15 protein-coding genes and 1 pseudogene are annotated in these 14,524 nt (G+C 39.5%); 10 read left to right on the plus strand and 6 right to left on the minus strand.

The annotated features are described in order from the left end of the window. The first annotated feature begins 109 nt into the window (after window positions 1–109). From AB5627_RS13805 to AB5627_RS13825, 5 genes are all read left to right on the plus strand, one after another. The gene (locus tag AB5627_RS13805) at window positions 110–589 is read left to right on the plus strand and encodes a hypothetical protein (RefSeq protein WP_368369906.1); all 480 of its coding nucleotides are present in this window, start codon (window positions 110–112) and stop codon (window positions 587–589) included. A gap of 74 nt (window positions 590–663) precedes the next feature. Next, window positions 664–1,143 carry a hypothetical protein gene (locus AB5627_RS13810; protein ID WP_117958168.1) on the plus strand — a complete coding sequence of 160 codons (480 nt, stop codon included), beginning with the start codon at window positions 664–666 and terminating at the stop codon, window positions 1,141–1,143. A 376-nt stretch (window positions 1,144–1,519) separates the two neighbouring features. Further along, window positions 1,520–1,741, plus strand: coding sequence for a hypothetical protein (locus AB5627_RS13815; protein WP_265291061.1), 222 nt, complete (start codon window positions 1,520–1,522; stop codon window positions 1,739–1,741). Between the two features lie 13 nt (window positions 1,742–1,754). Continuing rightward, complete coding sequence (locus tag AB5627_RS13820; protein ID WP_117857184.1) at window positions 1,755–2,123, plus strand: hypothetical protein; 369 nt, start codon at window positions 1,755–1,757, stop codon at window positions 2,121–2,123. A gap of 30 nt (window positions 2,124–2,153) precedes the next feature. Further along, window positions 2,154–2,756 carry a hypothetical protein gene (locus tag AB5627_RS13825; RefSeq protein ID WP_265291062.1) on the plus strand — a complete coding sequence of 201 codons (603 nt, stop codon included), beginning with the start codon at window positions 2,154–2,156 and terminating at the stop codon, window positions 2,754–2,756. 546 nt (window positions 2,757–3,302) lie between these two features. Here the strand turns inward: AB5627_RS13825 and AB5627_RS13830 are convergent. The 3 genes from AB5627_RS13830 to asnB all read right to left on the minus strand — a co-directional run bounded on the left by AB5627_RS13830 (window position 3,303) and on the right by asnB (window position 6,864). Continuing rightward, window positions 3,303–4,277, minus strand: coding sequence for an SPFH domain-containing protein (locus AB5627_RS13830; RefSeq protein ID WP_022287345.1), 975 nt, complete (start codon window positions 4,275–4,277; stop codon window positions 3,303–3,305). 36 nt (window positions 4,278–4,313) lie between these two features. Continuing rightward, window positions 4,314–4,757, minus strand: coding sequence for an NfeD family protein (locus AB5627_RS13835; RefSeq protein WP_022287344.1), 444 nt, complete (start codon window positions 4,755–4,757; stop codon window positions 4,314–4,316). 271 nt (window positions 4,758–5,028) lie between these two features. Further along, window positions 5,029–6,864, minus strand: coding sequence for an asparagine synthase (glutamine-hydrolyzing) (asnB, locus tag AB5627_RS13840; protein WP_022287343.1), 1,836 nt, complete (start codon window positions 6,862–6,864; stop codon window positions 5,029–5,031). 283 nt (window positions 6,865–7,147) lie between these two features. Here asnB and AB5627_RS13845 point away from each other — a divergent pair, with 283 nt between their 5' ends. The 3 genes from AB5627_RS13845 (at window position 7,148) to nrdG (ending at window position 10,535) form a co-directional block, all read left to right on the plus strand. Further along, window positions 7,148–7,345, plus strand: coding sequence for a hypothetical protein (locus tag AB5627_RS13845; RefSeq protein ID WP_022287342.1), 198 nt, complete (start codon window positions 7,148–7,150; stop codon window positions 7,343–7,345). A 413-nt stretch (window positions 7,346–7,758) separates the two neighbouring features. Further along, complete coding sequence (locus AB5627_RS13850) at window positions 7,759–10,017, plus strand: anaerobic ribonucleoside triphosphate reductase (RefSeq protein ID WP_022287341.1); 2,259 nt, start codon at window positions 7,759–7,761, stop codon at window positions 10,015–10,017. A gap of 2 nt (window positions 10,018–10,019) precedes the next feature. Further along, window positions 10,020–10,535, plus strand: a complete 516-nt coding sequence (gene nrdG / locus AB5627_RS13855; RefSeq protein WP_022287340.1) for an anaerobic ribonucleoside-triphosphate reductase activating protein — start codon at window positions 10,020–10,022, stop codon at window positions 10,533–10,535. Window positions 10,536–10,625: 90 nt separating this feature from the next. Here nrdG and AB5627_RS13860 read toward each other — a convergent pair whose 3' ends face one another. Both AB5627_RS13860 and AB5627_RS13865 read right to left on the minus strand, forming a co-directional pair. Next, window positions 10,626–12,086: a flotillin family protein gene (locus tag AB5627_RS13860; RefSeq protein ID WP_022287339.1), complete on the minus strand. Its 1,461-nt coding sequence runs from the start codon at window positions 12,084–12,086 to the stop codon at window positions 10,626–10,628. A 95-nt stretch (window positions 12,087–12,181) separates the two neighbouring features. Further along, entirely contained in the window at window positions 12,182–12,850 is a 669-nt protein-coding gene (locus AB5627_RS13865; protein WP_022287338.1) for an NfeD family protein, read from the minus strand. A 216-nt stretch (window positions 12,851–13,066) separates the two neighbouring features. On the opposite strand from AB5627_RS13865, the gene AB5627_RS13870 reads away from it, so the two are divergent. Both AB5627_RS13870 and AB5627_RS13875 read left to right on the plus strand, forming a co-directional pair. Further along, window positions 13,067–13,603, plus strand: coding sequence for a helix-turn-helix domain-containing protein (locus AB5627_RS13870; protein WP_117863826.1), 537 nt, complete (start codon window positions 13,067–13,069; stop codon window positions 13,601–13,603). Between the two features lie 174 nt (window positions 13,604–13,777). Further along, complete coding sequence (locus tag AB5627_RS13875) at window positions 13,778–14,062, plus strand: hypothetical protein (RefSeq protein WP_138337588.1); 285 nt, start codon at window positions 13,778–13,780, stop codon at window positions 14,060–14,062. A 363-nt stretch (window positions 14,063–14,425) separates the two neighbouring features. Here the strand turns inward: AB5627_RS13875 and AB5627_RS13880 are convergent. After that, window positions 14,426–14,524 (minus strand): annotated as a pseudogene (locus AB5627_RS13880) (multidrug ABC transporter ATP-binding protein); the annotation flags it as partial.

Below are 14,524 nucleotides of genomic sequence, written 5' to 3' on the forward strand. Positions count from 1 at the left end.
TTTATAATGATTTAAAATACGCCGGACTAATATGATCATTTTGTAGATCAGGACATACATAACAAAACAAACCATACTGGCGGTCGCAAGATTTGGGGCGGCGGTTTAGATGCACGTTAAGGAGGAAATAATAGAAAGGATAGCACTTATGAATGATTATTTAGAGCCATATGAAGATATGTCTGCTTATTCTTTTGCAGTTGCGGAGAAATTTGTTGAACCGATAACGAATGCACTTTGTAAAACCATGGGTTTTGTTTTTGACAGAAAAGAAAAACGCAAGTCTTTTCCAAATCATTATTTTAAAGGTGATGAGAAATTTATTTTTTACAAAAGCAAAAGTGATGAGCGTGCGTTTATGATTGCTTGTGAGGGTTGTCAGGGTTTTTGGGGAATTTCGGTCAAATGTAAAACCGAGGATAAAAAGCTTTTTTATGACACAATTAAATCTGATCTGTTTGAAAATAGTGATTATACAGGTATTCCTTTTTTTGAGATAGATGATTTTCAAGATCAATTAAGGGGGAATTTTACTAAAAGACAGGTGAACCTTATTTATAATGATTTAAAATACGCCGGACTAATATGATCATTTTGTAGATCAGGACATACATAACAAAACAAACCATACCGGCGGTCGCAAGATTTGGGGCGGCGGTTCAGATGCACATTAAGGAGGAAATAATAGTAAGGATAACACTTATGAATGATTACTTGGAGCCATATGAAGATATGTCTGCTTATTCTTTTGCAGTTGCGGAGGAATTTGTTGAACCGATAACAAATGCACTTTGTAAAACTATGGGTTTTGTTTTTGACAGAAAAGAAAATCTAAAAGTTTTTCCTAACAGTAGTTTTAAGGGCAACGAGGTGTTTTGCTTTTACAAAAGCAAAAATGATGAACGTGCTTTTATGATTGCTGTCCAAGGAAACAGTGTATACTGGGGAATTTCAATAAAATGCAAAGCAGAAGATAAGTTATTATTTTACAATACGATAAAAAAATATCTTGAAGATAACAACGACTATACCGGCATACCGTTTTTGCAGATTGATGAATTTGAAGATCAACTCAGAAAGAACTACTCAAAAATACAGCAAAATCTTTTTGAGAATGATTTAAGGGACGCCGGACTAATATGATTATTTTGTAGATCAGGACATACATAGCAAAACAAACCATACTGGCGGTCGCAACATTTGGGGCGGCGATGATCTTGTAAGGGCGGTTAAGAATCTTGACGATTATGCAGCTGAATCGTTCATAAAAACTGCTTCTAAACAGGATGATGAATTTTTTGTTTTGATGTCAAAATATGATGATATTCCTTCTTGGGCATGCTCTGATGTAATTGATTTTAATTCAGCTGAAAACGTAAATAAAATTTTAAAACAAAATGGATATACAAATCCCTTTTATAAGCCGGGAACCAATGTAACAACTATCGAATTAACTGAAGATACCACGTTTGTTAGAGTGTAAACTGAAAACATAACAAGTGCAAAGGGCCAGTGGGTAATGAACTATGAAGAGATTCAAGGATTGTCTTCAAAGCAAATTAAAGATAAGTTTGCATTACCATATGAGTCAACACATATTTGTGATGTAGAACTACCGGCTGGTACGGAGGTACGTTTTGGTATAGCAAATGAAGTTCCAGAATGGGGTTTGGGAGGGGGATTACAATTTGATTTAATGGGTCAATATTTTAATTCATTTGGCAATTTCAGACCACTATAAAAGGAGAGATTTTATGTTACCGATAGTTGAAACGAATGGAAAAACTCTTTACATTAATTCTAATAAAGTAACTTTTCCGTACAAAATTGAACAAGTTTTAATTTTAAAATCTCAAATATTGATCTTACTGGATAGTTGCATAAAAAATGAATATGATAACGTCTATTCGGTAAACTTTGACGGAACAATAGGTTGGCGTGTTCAAAGCAGAAAATACTTATCAAGGGAATATGAAAATAAAAAATTAACCTCATATGTTGGTATGTATGTCAGGAAAGAAACTAATCTTCTTCAGTTAAATGATTGGTGGGGCGGAAGATACATTTTTGATCTTAATGACGGGCATATAGTGGGAAGAGATGAAAGTGGGCGTGATTGGTAATAGTTCCAATAAGAATAGAGGAGTTTTACAATGAAAGATTGTTATCATAATGAGGAATATAGTATGGTATTAAGAATGATAATATCTGAAAAATGGATTCATATAAATAGTTATGATGTTTGCTTTGATTATAATGTTAAGTCTGTAATAATTTTAAAACAAAAGATAATTGTACAGCTAGAAATCGGAGATTTATATGCTGTTGATATGGTAGGTAATATTATTGAAAAAAATAATAAGCCTTTTCAAAGATCAGACTTAGATAAAGATTTTATAGTAGAAATTAATCAGAATAATCTATATTTTAATAACTCTGCCGTTTATTTTGAACATAACATTTATTCTTTTGTTTTATTTGATGATAGGATAATTGTACAATTAAATGAACTGGATGCGTCTGCAAAATCTGATGAAATCGACAACGTATATGCTGTTGATATGGAAGGAAATATTATCTGGCGAATTCAGAATAAAGAAAGGGTATGTCCGGAATATAAGTTTATTTCGCCGTATGTAATGATTAATTATATTGATGGTGAATTAATTGTAAATGATTTCAACGGATTCAGATTTGTGTTTTCACCTGACGACGGAACTTTTGTTAAACGAATTCAAAGTTTAAGACCTTGGTAATCAATTTGTAATTCAGATCTTTAGGGCGACACCGCACAACTACCGCCTAACGGCTTTGTGTACGTCTAACTTGCCAATTTTCCGTTATCTTGCACAGAAACTCCTTGAAGGACGCAAGTATTCCTGCGTCGTTTCTATACAATTGGTAATTTCAGACCAATGAATCTGGAGCAAATTCTTTTTGAATTCCCGGTGGTGTTTCTGAAGCAATTTCGGATACCGTTAAATTGTCTGAAGTGAAAGTCACGCGTTTAAATTGAGAGGAGAATATCAGTATATGGCTTATAAGGATACTATAACTAAATACGATATAAACTAAAAAATATACATGAGTTAATGAAACTGTTAAAAGGCGAATACCCTGTTCATGCGTTTGTTAGTCCTATGGATGTAGGAGAACTTCTTCTGCCTTTGTACGAGTTGTATTTACGGCTTTTACAGGTAAATGATGTAACCTGAAAGCCTAACTTTTGAATTATTATTTGAAAATGAAAAAAAATATCCCCTCCAAAGCATTTGCCTTGGAGGGGATTAACTATATGCGTTTTACTGTGGCTTCTTAACGTCTGTCATGACTTCTTTAAGTCCTGTTGCAAGACCTGCTATACCCTGTATCTCACTTGGTATAATAATCTTTGTAGCCTTGCCGTCTGCTGCCTTAGCAAATGCTTCAAGGCTCTTGAGCTGGATTACCTGCTCGTTAGGGTTAGCAGCATTCAGCTTGACGATACTCTCGGCAATCGCCTTCTGTACCATGTCGATAGCTTGCGCTTCACCTTCTGCCTCAAGTATCTTCTGCTCCTTGACAGCGTCTGCACGAAGTATCATAGACTGCTTCTCAGCTTCGGCTGCAAGTATCTGTGACTCCTTGTCTGCCTGTGCTCTGAGTATCTTAGATTCTTTCTCACCCTCTGCAACAAGCACCTGAGATTTCTTCTCAGCCTCTGCCTGAATGACCTTTTCACGTCTTTCACGGTCAGCTTTCATCTGCTTTTCCATTGCGTCCTGAATTTCTCTTGGCGGAAGAATATTCTTAAGCTCAACTCTCTGCACCTTGATGCCCCACCTATCTGTGGCTTCATCAAGAATTGCTGTGATCCTTGTGTTGATAATGTCACGGGAAGTGAGCGTAGCCTCAAGATCAAGGTCACCAACAATGTTTCTGAGTGTTGTTGCCGTCAGATTTTCAATAGCTGAGATAGGTCTCTCAACGCCGTATGTGAACTGCATTGCGTTTGTTATCTGGAAGAACACAACAGTGTCTATCTGCATTGTTACATTATCCTTTGTGATAACTGACTGTGGCTTGAAGTCAACTACCTGCTCTTTGATAGATACTCTCTTTGCAACTCGGTCGATAAAAGGTACTTTTACGTGAAGTCCCGTTCCCCATGCCGCATGAAAAGCTCCAAGTCTTTCAACTACAAATACATATGCCTGTGGTACTATCTTGATGTTGCTGATAACAATGATTATAAGCAATACGATGATAGCAAGTACGATATAAATTCCAGGTTCCATTATATGCCTCCTAAAAAAATAAGTTTATGTAAGCTGTTACTTTTCTTCTGAAACTATCAGCTTTGCACCGTCAATACGCACGACCTTCACTGGTGTGCCTTCTGAGATCTTTGAGCCGTCCTCAGTTCTTGCTGCCCAATCTGTGCCCTCAAGAGTGACCCTGCCTTTGTTCACAGAGTTATCTATAGGCTCAATAACTATTGCAGTTTTTCCCACATCAAGCTCGTAATTTGTTGCAACTGGCTTGTTCTGGAGCTTCTTGACCACAGGTCTTGTAAGCAAAAGAAGTATGATCGAACTTACGACGAATACGATGCACTGTGTAAGGAAAGAAAGCTTAGCTATGGCACAAAACATCGCAATAAGTGCTGCTATAGCAAGCCATATAGACACAAGTGCCGTTCCAGTTGCGACCTCGCATACAACAAAGAACACGAAAGCTAAAGCCCAGAAAACTATTTTGAGTGTAGCCATTGTCATATGATACCCCCTGTTCCTCTCATTTATTTAAGATTCATTATAACATATTATTTTAAAATTTACAATAGCTAAGACACAATATTTTTGCTTTTTTACCTTTAATCTTCAATGATTTTACATTGACCGTAACATATTTTATTAGCTGTACACTAATATATATATGTTGATGCTACTACATAAAGAAAAAAGTATTTCTAAAAGATAGTTATATAAAAAAATTACAGTAAAAGCGGTAACCCGCTGGAGGTAACCGCTTTTACTATTTGTGTAATTATACGTTGTCACTGAAATAAACATCATACCAAACAAGGAATGAGAACACTGTCCAAATCTTTCTTGAATAGTCATATTTGCCTGCACGGTGATCGTCAAGAAGCTGTACAAGCTTATCTGTATGGAAGAACTGTGCTGACTGAGGAGAAGTAAACTTATCCTTTACTATATTATAATACTTATCTTCTTTCAGCCATACCCTGATAGGAACAGGGAAGCCGAGCTTCTTTTTCTTAGCTGTCTGTGGAGGGCAAGCCTGAAGTGCAGCAAGACGCATTGCATACTTCGTTTCAGTTTCAGTAACTCTGTCCTTTACAGGTATCTGCTCTGCAAGCTCCATTACCTTTCTGTCAAGGAACGGTACACGAAGCTCAAGAGAGTGAGCCATGCTCATTTTATCCGCCTTAAGAAGAATATCACCTGTCATCCAAAGGTGCAGGTCAATGTACTGCATCTGCGTTACCTGATCCTGATCTCTTACCTTATCGTAGAAAGGCTTTGTGATAGCCATAGCGTCGGGAGCGTTTGTTTTTATGCTCAGAATGTCCTTACGCTCTTTCTCAGAGAAGATGTATGCGTTACCAATAAATCTCTCATCAAGATCCTTAGAGCCTCTTATAAGATAGTTTATGCCGTGCTTATGAGGCAGTTTATCAGCAACTGCACCAACAGCCTTTCTGATAGGTCTTGGTATCTTAAAGTAGCTTGCCATATCAGCAGGGTTGTGATAGATGTTGTATCCGCCGAATATCTCGTCTGCACCCTCGCCTGAAAGCACTGCCTTGACCTTTTCTGATGCAATCTGACATACGAAGAATAGAGCCACAGCCGCAGGGTCTGCGAGAGGTTCGTCCATGTGATACTGTATCTTTGAAAGACTGTTCCAGTATTCCTCAGGGCTGATGACCTTTGAGAAATTCTCCTTGTGGATATACTTTGAAAATTCCTTAGCATAACCTATCTCGTTGTATTTCTCGTCCTCTCCGAAGCCCACAGTAAAGGTCTTGTCAACGTTAGCAACAGCGGCAACATAGCTCGAGTCAACACCGCTTGAAAGGAATGAGCCTACCTCAACGTCAGCAAACTTGTGTACCTCAACAGAGTTCTTGAAAGTGTCAGATATCCTATTCACCCAATCCTCTAAAGAAGGACCATTGTCAGCATGAAACTTAACTTCCCAATATCTTCTTACGTTCATCTCGCCGTTCTTGTATGTAAAGCAGTGAGCGGCAGGGAGCTTGTAAACATTTTTGAAGAAAGTTTCTGTTGTAGGAGAATACTGGAATGTGAGATAAGTTTCAAGAACGTCTGTGTTAAGTTCCTTCTTGAAATGAGGGTGGTCAAGAAAACTCTTTATCTCAGAACCCCACATAAGAGTTTCGCCCATTTTTGCGTAGTAAAGAGGCTTGATACCGAAGAAATCTCTTGCACCGAAAACCTCATTTGTATTCTTGTTGAAGATAACGAATGCAAACATTCCTCTCAGCTTGTCAAGCATATTCTCGCCCCACTGCTCATAGCCGTGGATAAGCACCTCTGAGTCGGTCTGTGTATAGAACTTGTGACCAGACGCTACAAGCTCCTCACGGAGATCCTTGTAGTTGTATATCTCACCGTTGAATGTAAGTACCAACGACTTATCTTCATTGAAGATAGGCTGGCTACCTTGATCTGAAAGGTCGATGATCGAAAGTCGGCGGAAACCCATTGCGATCTGCTCGTCAACATATTTTCCGTCAGAGTCAGGACCTCTATGTTTTATTCTATCCATCATTTTTCCAAGAACTATGGAAGCGTCATTGATTTTATTTGTAAATCCAACAAAACCGCACATATAAAAGCCTCATTTCTGTTAAATCAAATTGCCTGTATCTTAGATAATACAGCCGCTTGTCGCCTAGTGAACGTCAAGCAATATAATATTTATTATACACTATATGCGTCTTTTTTGCAAGGGGTAAAAACAAAAATTAAACAATAAAAGAAATTGTCTTTTGTGCATTTATCACATGGCAGTGTGTATGGTATAAAAATATCTGCGATTTTGTCATTTTGGCTTGAAAAAGGCAGAGGGATATAGTATAATGGTATTAAAATCATATTTTGGAGAAGATCTTATGAACGATAACAAAAAGAAGAAAAATGGTTATAGATTGGATATTGTGTTGATAGTGAGTTTTTTTGTGATGCTTATATCTTTCTGTGCCTACATGATGAATACTACTCTCGAAGAGGTACTTGAAAATGAAACAGGCAGCTCTGTAGTCACACATGATTACACTTACGAGAGTGCTGAGAGCAGTTCAGCAGCATAGTGCAAAATTTAAAAGCTTGACAAGTTAAAGTACTTTACGTGCTTGCTGAATTCACCTATTTACGACATTCAAGAGGTGTGGAGCAGCACTTGAAAATGCATAAGACGACAAGTTAGCTCACTTTACAGCATCAAGAACTGGACTATATTGTATTATGCGTTGTAAAGTTCGACTACATTACAGATAAAAGCATTTTACTTGACACCTAAAATCAATATCTGACGAAAATGTGACTTTGTGCATTTAATACAAATAACAAAGTCACATTTTGTTGTATAACGCCTTGACTTTACGTCACTTATACTATATACTTGTATTAAGCACTGCTTTTTATACAATATGTTGTGATTTGCGGTACGAGTTGTGAGAATAAAAAAATATAAGGATAAATCGGGAAAATCGGAGGCGGTATTGTGATAATCAAGATAAAAAAGCGTGACGGACGTACTGTAACTTTCAATATTGAGAAAATAGCTGGCGCTATATACAAGGCGGCTCAGTCTGTGGGCAAGGATAACTATGAGGAAGCTTTGGAGCTTTCGGGTAAAGTTGTTGATAAGCTTATGGAAAAACACCTTGATATGCCTACTGTTGAAGAGATTCAGGATTGCGTTGAGCGTGTACTTATCGAGGAGGGCATGGCTGATACTGCAAAAAGTTATATACTCTACCGCTCAAACAGGACTCGTGCAAGAGAAATGAATACCCGTCTTATGAAAGTTTATGAGGATCTTACTTTCCAATCAGCGAAAGATAACGATTTGAAGCGTGAGAATGCTAATATAGACGGCGATACCGCAATGGGTACAATGCTTAAATACGGATCTGTGGGTGCAAAGGAGTTCAATGAGATGTATGTTCTTGCTCCTGAGCATTCAAAGGCTCATCAGGAGGGCGATATCCACATTCATGATCTTGATTTTTATACACTGACTACCACTTGCACTCAGATAGACCTTACAAAGCTTTTTGATAAGGGTTTTTCTACAGGTCATGGCTTTTTGCGTACACCAAATGATATACAAAGCTATGCGGCGCTTGCCTGCATTGCGATACAATCCAATCAGAACGACCAGCATGGTGGTCAATCTCTTCCAAAGTTCGATTATGATATGGCTGAGGGCGTAAGAAAGACATTCAGACACCGCTATCGTGACAATATCGGCAGGGGTCTTGCTCTCCTTGGTGAAGTTTCTGATGCTCAGAGCATTGCAAAGAAAATAACTGAAATGCTTGACGAGCAGGGCTTAAAGGTTACACTCGCCAATGATAACGGCTATCAAGAGGCTGAAGCACAGTTCCTTGTGAATTTTGTTGACGCACCTATAGTGAAGAAGATACAGAGTTTTGCATATAAAAACTCTTTGAAAGAAACTGACAGAGCTACATATCAGGCAATGGAAGCGCTTATCCATAATCTTAATACCATGAACTCCCGTGCAGGCGCTCAAACGCCTTTCAGCTCCATAAATTATGGTACTGATACTTCTATCGAGGGCAGACTTGTTATAAAGAATATTCTTCTTGCAGAGGAAGCAGGACTTGGCAATGGTGAAACGCCTATTTTCCCTATACATATTTTCAAGATAAAAGAGGGCGTGAACTTTGATCCTGATGACCCGAACTATGACCTTTTCAAGCTCGCCTGCCGTGTATCAGCGAAGCGTCTTTTCCCGAATTTTTCATTTATCGACGCTCCTTTCAATCTACAGTATTATAAAGAGGGCAATCCTGACACTGAGATAGCTTACATGGGTTGCCGCACAAGAGTTATCGGTAACGCATATGACCCTACTCGTGAGATAGTGACAGGAAGAGGAAATCTCTCTTTTACTACCATTAATCTCCCTAGACTTGGCATAAAAGCACAGCGTAATATCGGTGCTTTCTTTGACAGCCTTGATGAGCTTATGGATCTTTGTATCGACCAGCTTATGCACAGATTTAAGATACAGTGTTCAAAGCGTGTGAGAAATTATCCGTTTCTCATGGGTCAGGGCATATGGCTCGATTCAGAGAAGCTTACGGCTGACGATACACTTGAAGAAGTGCTAAAGCATGGCACGCTTTCAGTGGGCTTTATCGGTCTTGCTGAGTGTCTTAAAGTGCTTACTGGCAAGCACCATGGTGAAAGTGAAGAAGCAAGAGAGCTTGGCTTGGAGATAATCTCGCGTATGAGAGCAAGAATGGACGAGGAAACAAAGCGTACTGGTCTTAACTTCTCGTTGCTTGCAACGCCTGCTGAGGGACTTTCTGGCAGATTTGTTAAAATGGATAAAGAACGTTATGGTGAGATAGCAGGAGTTACGGACAGAGAATATTATACTAATTCTTTCCATGTGCCTGTTTACTATCCGATAACAGCGTTTGAGAAACTTAAAATAGAAGCTCCTTACCATGCTCTTACAAATGCAGGCCATATAAGCTATATCGAGCTTGACGGCGATCCGCTGAACAATCTTTCTGCATTCGAGAAAGTCGTAAGATATATGAAAGAAGTTGGCATAGGCTACGGCTCAATAAACCATCCTGTTGACCGTGATCCTGTTTGCGGATATACTGGAATAATAGGTGACAAATGCCCGAAGTGTGGACGTTCTGAGGCTGAACACAGCAAGGTGATACATGAGAGGATACCTCGTGCAAAAGCCTGCTGTGAGGGTGACAATTAGCCATGAAGCTTAGGATAGCAGGCACTGTCGGTGAATCTATCGTAGACGGACCGGGTTTTAGGTTCACTATTTTTACGCAGGGCTGTCCACACGGCTGTGAGGGTTGTCACAATCCGCAGACACATGATTTTAACGGTGGAATTGTCGTTGATACAGACCAGCTTTACAATGAGATAATAAAAGACCCGCTTCTTGACGGTGTGACGTTCAGTGGCGGTGAGCCTTTCTGTCAGTGCAAACCGTTAGTAGAACTTGCAGGAAGGATAAAAGCCTTTAATAGATTTCCGCTGAATGTCATATCTTTCACTGGATATACTTATGAATATCTTATAGCCAATGCTGATGATAATAACGGCTATCTTGAGCTGCTGCAACAGCTTGATTATCTTGTTGACGGACCATTTATTCTGTCACAGCGAAGCCTTGAGTTGAAATTTATGGGCAGCAAAAATCAGCGTTTTATTGATGTACAAAGGTCCTTGAAAGAGGGCAGAGCAGTAGTCGTTGAACCATATTGAACATAGAAAAGCGAGTTTCATGATGTTGAAACTCGCTTTTATTTATACCAAAAGACCTCCGCAATCGTTAAACTACGGAGGTCAAATTAATTATTTCTCAGGCTCTATTACCTCAACATCTTTTGGGTCGAGAGTTTCTGCATTATCAGCCTCGGCTGCTCTCTTTACTGCTTCTTCCTGTGACTTTTTCAAAGCTTCCTGTATGTCCTCGCCAAGAAAATCAGGGAGTGACATTCCTGCTTGCTTGAACAGATCGTTCAGCGGAGGAACTGACTGCATAAGTCCGCTTAGAAAGTTTGCTGTCGAGCCTTTTCCGTCTGCACCTGCGCCTGTATCCCACACGGTTATCTTGTCTATCTTAATGTTCTTGATAGCTTCTACCTGAATAGAGATAAGCTCTTCAAGCTTATCAGCAACTATGAGTTTGACGGCTGCATTAGCATCTCCGCCTGCTGCTTCAACAAGCTTTCTCATACCTTCTGCCTGCTTTGTGAGTATTTCCTGATTGCCCTTTGCTTCAGCTTCCATTTTTGCAAAGATAGCATCGGCCTCACCCTTTGCTTTACGTCTTACTACCTCAGCCTGTGCTTCAGCTTCGATCTCGGCCTGCTGCTTTGAGATCTGAGCCTTTACGATAACATCGGCGGTCTGTGTAGCCTTTTCAAGTTCGGCTCTCGTCTGCTCGGCGGATTGCTGAGCTATGTAAGCTTCCTGCTTTGCCTTTGCTGCCTGAACAGCTTCAGCGGCTGTAGCCTGTCTGAGAGCTTCCGCTTCACGCTCACGTCTGAGGGCTTCTGACTGTGCAACCTCTATCTTGGCCTGGTTCTCACCGTCGATAGCAGAAGCGTTTGCAGCAGCAACTTGGATACGCTGGTCTTTCTGAGCGTTTGCCTGACCGATCTCACCGTCTCTGTGTTTTTCGGCAACTGACTTCTTAGCGTCATTGATAGCCTTTGCAGCAGCTTCTTTACCGAGAGCTTCCAGATATCCAGACTCATCTGTAATATCCGTTACGTTTACGTTGATAAGCTTAAGACCTATCTTTTTAAGCTCTATCTCAACATTATTTGATACCGCGAGCAGAAATTTATCTCTGTCCGAGTTTATTTCCTCGATATCCATTGTTGCGATAATAAGTCTCAACTGACCGAATATGATATCCTTAGCAAGCTCCTGTATCTCAATGAGTTTAAGACCGAGAAGTCTTTCAGCAGCGTTTTGCATAACGCCTGGTTCTGTCGAGATACCAACAGTAAATCTTGACGGAACATCAATTCTGATGTTCTGCTTTGAAAGAGCGTTTTTTAGATCCACATTTATGGATATAGGAGTAAGATCCATATACTCATAAGATTGGATTATTGGCACGATAAATGCCGCACCGCCGTGGATACATCTTGCGCTTCTTGCTTGACCATTCTTGTCTGTTCCTACTTTACCATAGATAACAAGCACCTTATCAGACGGACATTTTCTGTAGCGTGACAGTATCGCCATAATTGCCGCAAAAAGCACAACGACTATCACGCAGATGATGATTACTGGTTCCATAATTTTTCCTCCCACACAAATAATATTATAATAACCTCAAGACGGGTCATTCACAGAATCTTTATGTTTAGCACCCCTTTGTTCTATCAATTCTTTTATTTTTCTATTACGACAGTATCTCCTTGCAAATCGATAATGCGAACCTGAGTTCCTGTCTTTATAAGCTCATCACCATTGTTTATTGCAGTGACTTCTCTTAGCTGTCCGTTTATCATAACATTTACTTTACCAAGCCCATGGTCTTTAGGAGGGCAGGGGATATAAACAGTAGCAGTTTCTCCTATAGCATTTTTATAATCAGCCGTACCGTTTTCAGCAAGTTTTGCAGAAAGTTGAACTATCTTTGCTACAAGAAGCATGGTCGCCAGACCCAGAACAAAGCCGATAACTGTAGACAGTGCTGGATAAACACCTGAGCTTACAAGAACGATAGATGACCAGCTAAACACAGTGAAAAAAGCAACTATGGTCTGAAGCGTGAACATTCTCATAGAAGCAAAATCCGCAGGGTTTCCGCCGTCTACGTTGTGGTCACAGCCGATATCATGTGTACAGTGACCAATATCCACATCTCCGTGACCGCTGATGTTGGTATCAACATCAAGATCAAGACCTGACGTGTCGCTGAAATCGTGACCACTTCCACCATCATGAAAACCGAACATAGAAAGCAAAGTCTGCACAAGCAGTATAAGCGTTGACGGAAACGCTATACAATACAGCACTTTAAGTAAAAGCGACAAACCGTCCCACCATTCATTCATATAGCTTACACCTCCAATGTAAATATTATTTACGTTTATTATATACTCATTTATCTTATTTGTCAATAGATTTTCGATAATAATTAAAATTATTTTTTATTAGATATGGCTTAGCAAAAAAAATTGTAAATTTTTCGTTAAACACTTGAAATCTGTTTTACTTTCTGCTATCATATAAGTAAATAAAATTTACAGTAAATAAAGTGAGGCGATATAATGGAGAACAATACTCTCGGCAAGAGGATAAAAGAGGCAAGGCTTGCAAAGAAAATGACCCAAAGCGAGGTAGTGGGTGATTTTATAACCCGCAATATGCTTAGTCAGATAGAGAGTGGCTCAGCAACGCCGTCGGTAAAGACCCTTGAATATCTCTGCAAGGTGTTGGAGATAGAGCCTAATGCCCTTCTGCCTGATGAAAACGACTCCAAAAACGCCCCTGACGCAGAGGGCTATATCAGTATACGGAAAGAATTTATAAACAAGAACTATAAGGCTGTTATAGAGTATGACGCTGATGACGAATTTTCAGATGAGATATGTGCGCTTAAGGCGAAAGCTTGCCTTATGGTGGCTAGGGAGTATTCAGGCTCTGACAGTGCCACGGATCTTCAAAAGGCGATAGACCTTGCCAAGCAGGCTTCTGAACTTTCAAAGCGTGGTATTTTTGCAGATGAAAGCGTTAAAAGCAAGGCTGACGAGCTTTTGAAAGCTAAAGCTAAGCGTCTTAGCGACTATTACAGAAGTCTTTTGTAGGGTATAGTCATGGAATTTGTTATCATAGCCACGGTTGTTCTTGTGCTTGCCATGTGTCTTGGCGCAGATTTTGTTATAGTTCCTATAATGTTAATTGTTTTTCTTGTCGTCCTGCTACTGGTTATTTTTGGTTTATTTGTATACTCTGCTGTAAAACTTACTGGAACGAAAAGCGTGAAAGGAAAGTTTGTGCGTTTCGGCAGGGCAGAGGGCAAGAAATTTGATACAGCGTTTTACAAGGTTAGTGATAGTGAGTATCCAAACGTATTCCCATGTGAGGTAGTAATGCGCTCAAAGATATACATACCCGATAAGGTCTGTAGGCTCAGATATGACGGCAAAAGAAATGAAGTTTTTGACCTGAATGCAGTTTGCTGTGTGATATTTGGACTTGTTCTTAGCAGCGTATCGGCGGTGATGATGATACTTTTTCTACTAACAGTGATAGGCGTGAATTGAATGATTTTAGGCAGTAGGTTAGCTTGCTGCCTTTTTTGTGCATTTAAAATGGCAATAGTGGGTGATTTAAAAGGCTATTTCAACTTCCATGTTGATAAATGTAAAGTTTTCCAAAAAATATGTTGTAATATATGACAATTTGGAATAAGGCTGTAGACAAATGGGGTGTTTGGCAAGCTGCACAGCACATAGCTAAGAAATATGATGATGACGGATATCTTCGCAAGAAGAAATAGCACAAACAAAAATAAGCTGCTACAGAAAAACTGTGGCAGCTTATCCTATTTGAATAGTCCTAATTTTAACCTATCAATATCGGCTTCTGATATCTGTTTGTACGAATCCATACTTATTCAGTCTATGTCACCTTACTCCCTCAATAACTCCCTTATCCATTTCATGCACAGTATCGCACAGCACGGAGATGTCCTCCGCAGAGTGTGAGCATATAAGAATAGTCTT

The organism is Ruminococcus sp. RTP21198st1_G1_RTP21198_201120, assembly GCF_040924265.1.
Classification (GTDB): Bacteria; Bacillota; Clostridia; order Oscillospirales; family Ruminococcaceae; genus Hominimerdicola; species Hominimerdicola aceti.